We start from the raw sequence: 12,709 nt of genomic DNA on the forward strand, positions 1-12,709 counted from the left end.
TTAATAAGGCCAGAGTTTTTTTAAAATATAATCAACCCCTCAAAGACTATATTTTAAAACGTTGTAATTAAAGTCCCCTATCTTTATTTACATCTACAAATATCACTTATTTATTTCAAATTTTTCACAGGAAAAGCACCCTTTATTACAAATAATTTTAACTCAAAAACAAATACCACTCAAAAAATGAGTGGTATTATTATTTTTTTATGTTATTTTTTTATTAAAATATATAACGTAAACCTATTTGCATTTGCCAACGAGAAAGTAAACTAGAATCGAATCCAAATGTCTGTTCCTGATTGGTACTAAATGTATAAGTAGGTTCTTTAGAATAATCTGGCACATAATTAGATGGATTGGTGTTAGCTGGATTTACATCAGGAAACCTTACACCTAAAGGTTGTACGTTATTTGGTTGTTGCACTACTCCCCAGTCAGAATTTAGTAAATTTCCTACATTTAAGATATCAAGACTTAATTGTATTGTATTTTGTTTTTCTTCAGAAACGTTAAAATTAAAATCTTGTAATATTTTTAAATCCCATTTGCCTCTCCATGGTGCTAAAGCTCCATAACGCTCTACATACTGCCCTCTTCTTTCATTTAAATAATCATCTTGTTGTATATAACTTTCAAAGGCTGTTGCATGAGCTGGATCACTAAATTGCATTTGATTAAGCTCTGAACTAGTCGGAACATATAATAAATCATTTACAGCAGACCCATCATTATTAATGTCTCCTCCATAAGTATAATTAAACCTTCCTCCTTGGGCATACTCAAAAAATGTAGAAATAGTAGTAGCAAACTTATCTCCTCCATAAGTAAACTTCTTAGACGCTACACCAATAATTCTATGTGTATCTCCATATTTTGAATATGATAAAACATCATTATTAGCATTTCCTACCACTGGATTAAAAGCAAAAGCATCTCCAGTAATTTCTGCCTCAATAGAGTTTACATCTTTAGCATTTAAGTAATTATATGCAACACTTGTATATAATCCGTTATCAAAAGTTTTTTGAAGCTTTAAAGAAGCATTCCATACACGACCTTTGTCAGAATTGGTAAACACATAAGCATTATTTCCTTTATCATTTCCGTTGTATATTTCTCTATTATCAAATGGTGTATTTAAAGTAGCAGTAGGCTCTCTTAGCCCCCAGTTTTGTACATGGGCACCATTAATATCTTTTGTATAAGAAATATCTGTAGTAGCTATAATTCCATTTTCAAATTTCCAGTCTAAACCTAAGTTTGTTCTCCATACTTGAGGAAATTTAAAATCTGGATCAACCAATTGGAAGAAACCATCATCAGCACCACTTACTTGATTTCCAATCCATACAAAAGGTAAACGTCCAGTAAAAACCCCTGAACCTCCACGAAGTTGCATTGTATTATTTCCTTTTACGTCCCAGTTAAAACCAACTCTTGGTGAAATTAACCATTGGTTTGTAGGCATTTTAGTTGAAAGTAACTGTTGTTCTTCTCCTGTATTTGGGTTGTAGTACAGTACAGAATTATCTCTGGTTGCTCCATTATCAGTATCTATAAACTTCTGAATTAAACTAGATGTATTGAAGTACAACGGCTTATCAAAACGAACTCCATAAGTTAACTTAAAATTGTCATTCATTTCCCACTCATCTTGCACATAAAAAGCTAGTTGACCTACATTTAACTCAGATAGTTTCCAACCACCATCATTACCATCTCCATTAGCATTAAATGAATTGTAAGCATTTTGAGTAGCTGCTAAATACTGCTCCACTACTCCACCTGGTTGTGCAGCTGATAAAAAAGTTGCTACATCTGGGTATGGGTTAAATAATCCATAATATGGGAAAATTCCAAAATTGAAAGATTCATAATTTGTTAAATTAAATGAGTTTTCAAACTCAAATTGTTCAAATGAAAAACCAACGGTATACGTATGATCTCCCTTATAAAAGTTCATATTATTTGTTAACTGAAAAACTCGTTGGTCTAACTTGTTATTGATAGAAAACGGTTCATGACCTGCTATAATATAATTACTACCATTACCATCTTGTATGGTAATTACCGGTGCTGGTGCAGATAACGGATTTCTAAAGTCATCAAAATGTGTATAACCTATTTGTAACTTGTTAGTAGTTGTTTCTGATAAATTAGAGTTTAATTCTAACTGAAATGAATTTAAGTTATTATTAATTTCATACCCAGAATTTTCAAATTGTAATGTAGAAAAACTTGGTCCTCTAATACCTAGAGCTGTTGGATGTGCTGGTGTTTCTTTTGAAGCTCTTAAGAAATTATAAATTAACGCTAATCTATTTTTATCATTAATATTCCAATCTAATTTAAAAATTCCTTTAGTAGATTCTGAACCATAAGTGAAACCTTCATAAGCTCCTGTATCATATCCCAAAGCTGCTAAAGCATCACGAACAACTATCATATCCGATTCTAATACTCTCGATTCATTAACAGCTCCACTACCTGTGTTTGGTATCCAACCCGCTGTTCCTAAATCTTCTCTGTCATCTTTTTCAAAATTTGCAAAAAAGAATAATTTATCCTTAATAATTGGACCTCCTAAGCTTACTCCGTATTGGCTTTGACTTAATTTTGGTTTTACAACTTCTTGACCTTTAATTTTGCCTCCAGTCATGTCTTGGTTTCGATAAAACCCATAAACTGTACCTGTAAATTCGTTTGTACCACTTTTGGTTACGGCATCAACCGAAGCTCCTGTAAACCCAGACAAAGTTACATCGTATGGTGCAGTAGAAACCGAAATTTGTTCAATTGCATCTAACGAAATTGGCTGCGAACCTGTTTGACCTCCTGGTGTTGGTGAATCTAAACCAAAAGGGTTATTGAAAATAGATCCGTCTAAAGAAAAATTGTTGAACTGGTCGTTTCTCCCTCCAAAAGAGTTTCCACTTGCAGTTGGTTCTAAACGAGTAAAATCTGCAGCGGAACGTGAAATGGTTGGTAAGGTTTTTAGCTGAACAGCACTTACACTAGTTTGTGCTCCTGTTCTGTCATTATTAAAAACTTTACTTCTGGTTGTTGATATAACTACTTCTTCTAATTGTTCACCATCCTCAGACAAAACACCATCTATATTGGTTGTCTTACCTAAAGTTAAGTAGATATTGGTTACTTCTTGTGATTGAAACCCAATATAACTAAATGTTACTTTATAAGGTCCTCCTACTCTTAAGTTAGGTATGGTATATCTTCCGTTGTCTTGAGCTACGGCTCCAGATATGGTACCTGTTGGCTCGTGTAAAACAACAATATTAGCACCAAACAAAGGTTCACCCTGGTTGTCTGTTACAGTTCCTTTTATTTTTGATGTGGTTACCTGGGAATAGATGGATAAACTCAAAAAAACAAAAGAAAAAATTATTAATTTCTTCATAATAGTTCTGATTTTGTTTATGTTATAACCCAAATTTAAGCATAAAAAAAATCCGCTCGACAGAGCGGATTTATACTTTATTAACATGTATTTAACAATTTAGTTACTATTCAGCAACTACTTCAAATACGATGTCAGCTACAACAGTTCTGTGTAAACGTACAGCAGCGTTGTATTTTCCTAATCTTTTTACGTTACCTCCAGTAACTTTGATAAATTTCTTATCTACTTCAGTACCAGCCTTAGCTAAAGCTGCAGCAACATCAATGTTATTTACCGAACCAAATAATTTATCTCCCGAACCTACTTTAGAAGCTATTTTGATTTCATAACCTTTAATAGTTTCTGCTACTTTATTAGCATCTTCTATTAATTTAGCCTCTTTAAAAGCACGCTGCTTTAAGTTTTCTGCTAATACTTTTTTAGCTGAAGAAGTAGCTAAAATTGCATATCCTTGAGGTATTAGGTAGTTACGTCCGTAACCATTCTTAACGGTTACAACATCGTCTTTAAAACCTAAGTTTTCTACGTCTTGTTTTAATATCAATTCCATGTTTCTACTTCTTTATTATTTTAACATATCTCCAACGTAAGGCATTAAAGCTAAGTGACGAGCTCTTTTAATAGCTTGAGCCACTTTACGTTGATATTTTAATGATGTTCCTGTTAAACGTCTTGGTAAGATTTTACCTTGCTCGTTTACTAAATACATTAAGAAGTCTGCATCTTTGTAATCGATGTACTTGATACCGTTTTTCTTGAAACGACAGTATTTAGCTTCTTTTTTAGTTTCAATATCAAGCGGAGTTAAATAACGTACTTCCCCTTGCTTATTTCCTTTTGCTTGTTGTTCTATAGATGCCATTTCTTACTTTTTTGCAGATTTAACACGGTTTCTTCTCTTTTCAGCCCAAGCTGCAGCATGCTTGTCTAACTTTACAGTTAAATAACGCATAACGCTATCGTCACGTCTAAACTCTAATTCAAACGGAGCAATTGCTTCACCTGCTACCTTGTACTCAAATAAGTGGTAAAATCCACTTTTTTTCTTTTCGATTGGATACGCTAATTTTTTTAAGCCCCAATCTTCTTTAGAAATCATTTCTGCACCTTTAGAAAGTAAATAGTCCTCAAACTTCTTTACTGTTTCCTTTATCTGAGTTTCAGATAAAACGGGATTCAAAATGAAAACAGTTTCGTAATGATTCATAATTAAATTGTTTAAAATTTATTTTAAGCCTGCAAATATACTGCTTTTTAAGCCATAAACAAATTTTACTACTTAAATAATTTAATGATTTTGTGTAAGTTTGTAACTAAACACTCTTTTTTATGCAAACCCCTGAAATACCTAATCTAGTCCATTACGCTATTCCTTTTTTTGTTTTAACAGTTTTTATAGAGGTAATATTAACTGTTAAAGTAAAATTAGAAGACTATGAATTTAAAGACGCAGCTACATCTATTACTATGGGATTAGGTAATGTTTTTATAGGGCTGTTTACAAAAGGGTTAATATTCGGAGTTTTTTTATTTCTATATCAATATCGCCTGTTTACTATTCCTTTTACTTGGTGGGCCTGGTTGATTTTGTTATTTGCTGAAGATTTTGCCTATTACTGGAATCATAGGATTGCACACGAAAGTAGATTATTTTGGGCTAGCCATGTGGTGCATCATTCTTCTACAAAATACAATTTAAGTACTGCTTTACGTCAAACTTGGTCAGGAAGCTTTTATACGTTTATATTTTGGGCACCGTTAGCAATTATAGGTTTTCATCCACTAATGATCGTGACCCAAATGAGTATTAGTTTGTTATATCAATACTGGATTCATACCGAACTTATTAACAAAATGCCTAAGTGGTTTGAAGCTGTTTTTAACACTCCAAGTCATCATAGAGTTCATCATGCAACCAACCCTCAATATCTAGATAGAAACCATGCTGGGATTTTTATTATTTGGGATAAGCTTTTTGGCACTTTTGAACCTGAAGTTGAAAAACCAGTATATGGTTTGGTTAGCAATATAAACACTTACAATCCTATTAAAGTAGCTTTTATTGAATGGTATAATATGTTTACCGATGTTTTTACCAGTAAAACTACATTTGGTAAAAGGTTTCTATATCTTTTTAAACCTCCTGGTTGGAAACATGATGGTACTGGAAAACTTTCAATGGATTTACGTAAAGAATGGGAAGAAAATAAAAAAAGAGAAGTTTAAACTTCTCCTTTTTTTATTAATCAAATTAATTAATATCAAATCGAAGACCTAATGAGATATTCCTAGTGTCAGTATTTTTAAATAGTGGATTTAAGTCATATTTAGCATATAATCCAATTCCTTGGTAAGCAACATAAGCACTTAACCCATAGTTATATTTATTCATATTAAAATTATTCTTCTGAACTTCTTCAACTGTAACTCCTTGTGCATTTTTATACTCTAAATATTGACGAGTTCCTAGTTTAAAACCCAAGAAACCACCTACTCCTATCTGAAAGCTTTGATGTGTTCTATCTGCAATTTCTCCATCAGAATATTTTTTGTTTTTTGAAAAATCAAACTCTAAGTGCATTGGAAATGTCATTTGTACATGTCGTAACCTACTTTCTGAAAGTTGCTCTGGATGAATACTTAAGTTTGTTTCATTTCCATTTACAATATGATATTGATTGCTTTTAGCTCTTAAATTATTCCATAGAAAAGAGAAACCATATTTAAAATATGCTTTTGAAGGTTCTTTTGACAAACGTGTTTTCCAAGTAAACCCTAACTCGTAAAAATGTGATTGCCAAAATTTATAGTCTGAATCATCTAAAGAACTTAACTTGTTATTTGTTAATGCATTATTTACACCTAAGGCAAAAACAAACTGTGTTGTAGTTCTTTTTTTTCTTCTTTTCTTTTCTTTTTCTATGTCTTCTTTAGAAAAATCTAATTTAAACTTAGTTCCTGCTATACTAAAAGTACTTTCGGTTGAATTTTCTTCACTACTAAATATTTTACCATCAATTTTGTCTTGGACAAGTTGTTGTAGTTTTTGTTCTTCAAAACTAACTTTTTTCTCTATTTGAGCTGCGTGATAAGCCGCTGCTTCTTTTTTTAATGCTGTTGCTTCATCAAACGATATTGTATTCTTTTCTAATTTTGTGTTAATCTCTTTTACTCTCATCTTTAAAGAGTCTTTTTGCTGCTTAGTAATACTATCAATGCTCATTGATATTTTCTTTACTTCTTTTTCAAATACTTTTTCTTGAGATTGGGCAATAGTCGTTACAAACAACACTAATAATAGTATTCTTTTCATTTCTGTAATTTTAAATTAAACTGATAATAATTTTGAATGGTTAATTATCGATAATTAATAAGCGCTTTATTTATTTCTATCAACAATCGCTACCGCAATGTCGGATATTCTTGATTTTAGTTTTTGCATAAAGTCTCCCTTAAACTCTTCATCATCAATCGTTCTCTCAACTTCTGCTAAAATGATGCTAGGATCTATTTTTAAGTTTGATTCTTTTAATTCATCTTCAATAGCTTTTAACACATCTTCTCTTTTCAACTTATGCTTTGCATAATATTCTTTAACTTCATTTGGAGTATGTGTTACTGAAAATAATAAATCATCACTATTTACTTTAACTCTTGAATTAAATTCTTTCTTTTTTGTTACTATTGGTTTATCCATCTTTGCTACTACCTCCTCTTCTCTTGGTAATTCTTGATTTTGGATGTTTTTAAAGACTTTTTCTTCTTCTCTTAAGGTAGAACTCCTAATTACTATAATCTTTTTCTTCTTTCTTATCTGTTTCTCTTGCTTCTTTTCTTCTAACTCCACCACAGCTTCATCTGTGTTCTTAATAAATTTCTCTATACCTTTATTATTAATTTTTAGTGTATCTATTGAAGTATTAACTATAACTTCTTCTATTAGCGTTTTTGAATCTGAACCTGTAAAGTAGAGAGCTACAAAGCTTATTAATAAAGCTAAACCAGCTGCATAACCTATATATAAAAACCAGTTTCTTTTCTTTGTTGCCTCCTGATTATCTAAACGAGTCTCTAACCTTTCCCATGCTGAGTTGGATGGCTTAAGCTCTCTGTTCTTTAGCTTTTCTGCTATATGTTTATCAATATTATTGCTTGACATTTCTTACTTGATTAATTTTCTCGTAACTAGCTTGTAAATATTTACGAGCTTTAAATAATTGTGACTTAGAGGTACTTTCAGAAATTTGTAATTTTTCTGCTATTTCTGAATGCTTATATCCTTCAATAGCATATAAGTTAAAAACTAACTTATACCCTTCAGGTAACTCATCTATTAACTTTTGTATATCTTCTGCCGATGTGTTTTCAAGGCTTTCCGTTGCAGCATCATTAAAAACAAAGTCTTCATCTGATACTTGAACTGGATTCTTTTTTCGTAAATAACTAATACTAGTATTTACCATAATTCTACGAATCCAACCTTCAAAACTTCCCTCTCCTTTAAATTTTTCAATATTCGTAAAAACTTTAAAAAAACCTTGTAGCATTAAATCTTCCGCATGATGTAAATCTTTAACATACTGTCTACAAACTCCTAACATTTTTGGAGAATACTGCTCAAATATTTGTTGCTGAGCTTCTCTACTTTGTCTTTTTACTTGTTTTATAAGTGATGCTTCTTTATTATGTAATGAAATAATTTTCAAATCAATAGTTACTTTTTTGTAGCCTTACAAATATAAAGACTACCTGATTTGAAAAAAGGTTGCCCGAAGAATAAAAAAACCTCCGAACTTTATTAACCGGAGGTCAAATATCATCTTATAATGATATTTCGGGGGGACTTGTTATGTAGTTACTTAATTTTAAATAAAGTATAAAGTTATGTTATAAATCTATATGTTTTTACAGGAAAAACCCTAAATATTTTTAGGTCATGTCTGTCTATTATATGTTAACATCTGCTCCGCCTCTTTCCAGATTATTATCATAAGGGTTTGAAAAAGAAAGCTATTAGAAAAACCATCAGACACCTCTATGACTACTTGGTTAGTCGTTATTTTTTTAACCAGTAAATTATCATTATTTCTTTCGTTTTTATAATTTATATAAAAGTAACGAGCTCATATAAAACATTTGTATATAAAACTTGCTCAATATAATTCTTTATATTATTTTTATTTTAATCCAGTTAAGTAAAAGAGTTTTATTGTATGAGTTATAATGTGACGATAGAAGAAGAAAATAAAGAAATAGCCAGTAGATATAAAAATTTGTTAAAAGGTACATATCAAACATTATCAGAAGACGATAAAAAACTGATACGCAAAGCTTTTGATATTGCTGTAGAAGCACATTCTGAACAACGTAGAAAATCAGGAGAACCTTATATTTATCACCCTATAGCTGTAGCAAAAATAGTTGCAGATGAAATTGGTTTAGGTGCAACATCTATTGCTGCTGCTCTACTACATGATGTTGTTGAGGACACGCATTATACTTTGGATGATATGGAGCGCTTATTTGGAGAAAACATTGCTCGTATTGTAAGCGGATTAACTAAAATATCAAACTTAAAACAAGAGCAAGACTACTCTATCCAAGCAGAGAATTTTAGAAAAATGTTACTCACATTACATGATGACGTTAGGGTAATACTTATTAAAATTGCTGATAGGTTACATAATATGCAAACTATGGATTCTATGCCGCCTCATAAACAGGTAAAGATAGCCTCTGAAACCTTGTATATTTATGCTCCTCTTGCACATCGTTTAGGACTTTATAATATTAAAACTGAACTTGAAGACCTTGGCTTAAAGTACACAGAGCCTGATGTATATAGAGATATTGCTAACAAGATAAAAGAAAGTAAAGAAGATCAACAGAGATATATTGATAGTTTTACTAGTGTTTTAAAAGAAGCTTTAAACAAAGAAGGATTTACTTATGAAATAAAGGGACGTTTTAAATCTATTTTTTCTATCCGTAGAAAAATGCGTAAACAAAACGTAACTTTTGATGAAGTGTACGACAAATTTGCTATTCGTATTATATACAAACCAACTTCTGACGATGAAAAGTTTGATGCTTGGAAAATATACTCTATCGTTACAGACTTTTTTAAACCAAATCCTGCCAGATTAAGAGATTGGATTTCTCAGCCAAAATCAACTGGATACGAAGCATTGCATATAACTGTAATTGGCCCCCAAGCTAAATGGGTAGAAGTTCAAATCCGTTCTGAAAGAATGGATGAAATAGCCGAAAAAGGTTATGCAGCCCACTTTAAATATAAACAAGGAGCTGTTAAAGAAAATGGTTTAGAAGGATGGTTAAATCGTTTAAAAGAAAGTTTAGAAAATCAAAGTTTAGATGCTGTAGATTTTGTCGAAGATTTTAAACTTAATCTTTATGCTAAAGAAATTTATGTATTTACTCCTAAAGGAGATTTAAAATCACTTCCAAAAGGAGCCTCTGCATTAGATTTTGCCTTTTCCGTACATACCGATGTTGGTTTAAAATGTCGTGGGGCAAAAGTAAACGGGAAACTGGTTCCTTTAAGTCACGAGTTAAAAAGTGGAGATCAGGTAGAAGTACTCACCGCTTCTAACAATAAACCGAATGTACGCTGGTTAGATTTTGTTATTACTGCAAGAGCACGAGCTAAAATTAAATCAGCTTTAAAAGCAGAAGAAAAGAAAATAGCAGAAGAAGGAAAAGCTATTTTACAACGAAAACTGCGTCATTTAAAAATCAATTCCAGTGAAAAGGTTATTCATGAATTAGCAAGTTATTTTGGGCTAAAAACTAGCTTCGATTTATTCTATCGAGTTGGTAATGGAGCCATAGACAACACACAACTTAAAGACTTTGTTGCTCAGAGAAGTAATCGCTTCATGGGCTTTATTAAAAGTACATTTAGGCGTTCTCCATCAAAAGAAATATCCGAAAAAGAAGAAGTTACAAACAAATACGATGCACTTGTTTTTGGTAAAGAAGAACAAACATTAGATTATACTTTGGCTAAATGCTGCTCTCCAATTCCTGGTGATAAAGTTTTTGGTTTTGTAACTATTAATGAAGGTATTAAAGTGCACAAAAACGATTGCCCAAATGCTATTTCATTACAATCAAACTATGCTTACAGAATTATGCCTGCAAAGTGGATTGATTCCACCAAGCAAGAATTTACAGCCATTTTACACCTTTCGGGAATTGACAATAAAGGAATAGTAAATAATATTACTAAAATTATTTCCAATAGCATGGATGTATTTATACATAGTATTAATATATCTGGAGATAACGGTGTATTTGACGGAAAACTATCATTAAGTGTAAAAAATAAGACACAACTCGATAAATTAATTAACAACATGAAACAAGTAGAAGGCGTTCAAAAAGTTGAACGTGTTAATACTTTGTAAATTTCGTTTTTAACATCCTTGTTTTTTATCAAGAAATAAACGTAAATTTGTCCTTTCGTAAAATTTAAAAAATAAATGAGTAATTCAGCCGAAAATCAAGAAATTGTAAAAAAAGTATTCACTTCTTTTTTAGAAGAGAACAAGCATCGTAAAACACCAGAACGCTATGCTATTTTGCAAGAAATTTATGACGCTGAAGAACATTTTGATATTGAATCTCTATACATTAAAATGAAAAACAAAAACTATCGTGTTAGTAGAGCTACTCTTTATAATACGATGGATTTGTTGCTAGACTGTGGTTTGGTTCGTAAACACCAGTTTGAAGGTCAATCAATGGCTCGTTACGAAAAAAGTTACTTCGATAAAAATCACGACCACGTAATACTTACAGATAGTGGTGAAGTAAAAGAGTTTTGTGACCCAAGAATTCAAATCATTAAAAAAACAATTGAAGATGTTTTCGATATAGACATTCACAACCATTCACTTTATTTCTACGGAACAAAAAGAAACAACAAATAAAACACAACACTTAACAACACACTAAATGGCAGTAGATTTATTACTCGGACTACAATGGGGAGATGAAGGAAAAGGTAAGATTGTAGACGTTTTAACAAAAAACTACGATATAATCGCGCGTTTTCAAGGAGGTCCAAATGCTGGTCACACACTAATTTTTGATGGAAACAAACATGTATTACACACCATTCCTTCAGGAATTTTTCATAAAACAGCTTTAAATGTAGTAGGTAACGGAGTGGTTATTGACCCTGTTATCTTTAAAAAAGAATTAGAAAACTTAGATAAGCATAATATTGATTATACATCTAAATTATTAATTTCTCGTAAAGCACATTTAATTTTACCTACTCACCGATTATTAGACGCAGCTTCTGAAACTTCAAAAGGAAAAGCAAAAATCGGTTCTACTTTAAAAGGAATTGGACCTACTTATATGGACAAAACTGGTAGAAACGGAATGCGTGTTGGTGATTTAGAATTAGATAACTGGAAAGAGAAATATAGAGCTTTAACTGAAAAGCATTTAAGTATGTTAGCATACTTTGATGTTCAAATCGATTACGATTTAGACGAGTTAGAAGCTGAATTTTCTAGAGGAATTGAAAAATTAAAAACATTACAGTTTATTGATTCTGAAGAGTTTTTAAATAACGCTATTAAAGAAGGAAAAACTATTTTAGCTGAAGGAGCTCAAGGATCATTATTAGATATTGATTTTGGAACATATCCTTTCGTAACCTCTTCAAACACCACTGCTGCTGGTGCTTGTACTGGTTTAGGAGTTGCTCCTAATAGAATTGGTGAGGTTTTCGGTATTTTTAAAGCATACACTACTCGTGTAGGCTCTGGACCTTTCCCTACTGAATTATTTGATGAAGATGGAGCTACTATGGCGAAAGTTGGTCATGAATTTGGAGCTACAACAGGACGTGCTCGTCGTTGTGGATGGTTAGATCTAGTTGCTTTAAAGTATGCTGTTGATGTAAACGGTGTTACGCAATTAATGATGATGAAAGGTGATGTATTATCCGGTTTCGATACCTTAAAAGTTTGTACTTCATACAACTATAAAGGAGAAGAAATTTCTCACTTACCTTATAATATTGAACCAGAAAATGTAAGTGTTAACTATACAGAATTCAAAGGTTGGGAAGATGATTTAACAAAAATGACTTCTGCCGATGATTTACCTCAAAACTTATTAGACTACATCGCGTTTATTGAAAAAGAAACGGGTGTACCTGTAAAAATAGTTTCAGTAGGACCTGATAGGAAACAAACAATTAATAGATAAAAATTTAGAGGAGCTCAATTGAGCTCCTTTTTT

Annotated in this window: 11 protein-coding genes; 4 read left to right on the plus strand and 7 right to left on the minus strand. The window is 31.6% G+C overall.

The features are described from left to right. Positions 1 to 223 precede the first annotated feature (223 nt). From ABMY20_RS05735 to rpsF, 4 genes are all read right to left on the minus strand, one after another. Entirely contained in the window at positions 224 to 3,421 is a 3,198-nt protein-coding gene (locus ABMY20_RS05735) for a carboxypeptidase regulatory-like domain-containing protein (RefSeq protein WP_349264826.1), read from the minus strand. 106 nt (positions 3,422 to 3,527) lie between these two features. Further along, complete coding sequence (rplI, locus tag ABMY20_RS05740; RefSeq protein ID WP_047788887.1) at positions 3,528 to 3,974, minus strand: 50S ribosomal protein L9; 447 nt, start codon at positions 3,972 to 3,974, stop codon at positions 3,528 to 3,530. A gap of 15 nt (positions 3,975 to 3,989) precedes the next feature. Next, positions 3,990 to 4,286: a 30S ribosomal protein S18 gene (gene rpsR, locus ABMY20_RS05745; protein WP_028892048.1), complete on the minus strand. Its 297-nt coding sequence runs from the start codon at positions 4,284 to 4,286 to the stop codon at positions 3,990 to 3,992. Positions 4,287 to 4,289: 3 nt separating this feature from the next. Then, positions 4,290 to 4,631 carry a 30S ribosomal protein S6 gene (rpsF, locus tag ABMY20_RS05750; RefSeq protein ID WP_047788888.1) on the minus strand — a complete coding sequence of 114 codons (342 nt, stop codon included), beginning with the start codon at positions 4,629 to 4,631 and terminating at the stop codon, positions 4,290 to 4,292. A 122-nt stretch (positions 4,632 to 4,753) separates the two neighbouring features. On the opposite strand from rpsF, the gene ABMY20_RS05755 reads away from it, so the two are divergent. Next, positions 4,754 to 5,650: a sterol desaturase family protein gene (locus tag ABMY20_RS05755; protein ID WP_173360873.1), complete on the plus strand. Its 897-nt coding sequence runs from the start codon at positions 4,754 to 4,756 to the stop codon at positions 5,648 to 5,650. Positions 5,651 to 5,675: 25 nt separating this feature from the next. On the opposite strand, the gene ABMY20_RS05760 is transcribed toward ABMY20_RS05755, so the two are convergent. The 3 genes from ABMY20_RS05760 to ABMY20_RS05770 form a co-directional block, all read right to left on the minus strand. Further along, positions 5,676 to 6,737 (minus strand): hypothetical protein, encoded by a 1,062-nt coding sequence (locus ABMY20_RS05760; RefSeq protein WP_349264827.1) that lies wholly within the window; start codon positions 6,735 to 6,737, stop codon positions 5,676 to 5,678. Positions 6,738 to 6,803: 66 nt separating this feature from the next. After that, the gene (locus ABMY20_RS05765; RefSeq protein WP_349264828.1) at positions 6,804 to 7,583 is read right to left on the minus strand and encodes a hypothetical protein; all 780 of its coding nucleotides are present in this window, start codon (positions 7,581 to 7,583) and stop codon (positions 6,804 to 6,806) included. Next, positions 7,570 to 8,130: a sigma-70 family RNA polymerase sigma factor gene (locus tag ABMY20_RS05770; protein ID WP_073184150.1), complete on the minus strand. Its 561-nt coding sequence runs from the start codon at positions 8,128 to 8,130 to the stop codon at positions 7,570 to 7,572. Before ABMY20_RS05770 ends, ABMY20_RS05765 begins: the two co-directional genes overlap by 14 nt. Before the next feature lie 507 nt (positions 8,131 to 8,637). Here ABMY20_RS05770 and ABMY20_RS05775 point away from each other — a divergent pair. The 3 genes from ABMY20_RS05775 (at position 8,638) to ABMY20_RS05785 (ending at position 12,676) form a co-directional block, all read left to right on the plus strand. After that, positions 8,638 to 10,854 carry a bifunctional (p)ppGpp synthetase/guanosine-3',5'-bis(diphosphate) 3'-pyrophosphohydrolase gene (locus ABMY20_RS05775; protein ID WP_047788905.1) on the plus strand — a complete coding sequence of 739 codons (2,217 nt, stop codon included), beginning with the start codon at positions 8,638 to 8,640 and terminating at the stop codon, positions 10,852 to 10,854. A gap of 75 nt (positions 10,855 to 10,929) precedes the next feature. Further along, positions 10,930 to 11,379: a transcriptional repressor gene (locus tag ABMY20_RS05780; protein WP_047788906.1), complete on the plus strand. Its 450-nt coding sequence runs from the start codon at positions 10,930 to 10,932 to the stop codon at positions 11,377 to 11,379. Positions 11,380 to 11,404: 25 nt separating this feature from the next. Then, positions 11,405 to 12,676 (plus strand): adenylosuccinate synthase, encoded by a 1,272-nt coding sequence (locus ABMY20_RS05785; RefSeq protein WP_047788907.1) that lies wholly within the window; start codon positions 11,405 to 11,407, stop codon positions 12,674 to 12,676. Positions 12,677 to 12,709: the final 33 nt, after the last annotated feature.

The sequence above is a fragment of the Tenacibaculum sp. SSH1-16 genome (genome assembly GCF_040104435.1).
Lineage (GTDB): Bacteria > Bacteroidota > Bacteroidia > Flavobacteriales > Flavobacteriaceae > Polaribacter > Polaribacter mesophilus.

Excerpts from the sequence above, each read along its gene's own strand:
- ABMY20_RS05735 (WP_349264826.1), bottom strand. The coding sequence starts at position 3,421 with ATGAAGAAATTAATAATTTTTTCTTTTGTTTTTTTGAGTTTATCCATC.
- rplI (WP_047788887.1), bottom strand. The coding sequence starts at position 3,974 with ATGGAATTGATATTAAAACAAGACGTAGAAAACTTAGGTTTTAAAGAC.
- rpsR (WP_028892048.1), bottom strand. The coding sequence starts at position 4,286 with ATGGCATCTATAGAACAACAAGCAAAAGGAAATAAGCAAGGGGAAGTA.
- rpsF (WP_047788888.1), bottom strand. The coding sequence starts at position 4,631 with ATGAATCATTACGAAACTGTTTTCATTTTGAATCCCGTTTTATCTGAA.
- ABMY20_RS05755 (WP_173360873.1), top strand. The coding sequence starts at position 4,754 with ATGCAAACCCCTGAAATACCTAATCTAGTCCATTACGCTATTCCTTTT.
- ABMY20_RS05760 (WP_349264827.1), bottom strand. The coding sequence starts at position 6,737 with ATGAAAAGAATACTATTATTAGTGTTGTTTGTAACGACTATTGCCCAA.
- ABMY20_RS05765 (WP_349264828.1), bottom strand. The coding sequence starts at position 7,583 with ATGTCAAGCAATAATATTGATAAACATATAGCAGAAAAGCTAAAGAAC.
- ABMY20_RS05775 (WP_047788905.1), top strand. The coding sequence starts at position 8,638 with ATGAGTTATAATGTGACGATAGAAGAAGAAAATAAAGAAATAGCCAGT.
- ABMY20_RS05780 (WP_047788906.1), top strand. The coding sequence starts at position 10,930 with ATGAGTAATTCAGCCGAAAATCAAGAAATTGTAAAAAAAGTATTCACT.
- ABMY20_RS05785 (WP_047788907.1), top strand. The coding sequence starts at position 11,405 with ATGGCAGTAGATTTATTACTCGGACTACAATGGGGAGATGAAGGAAAA.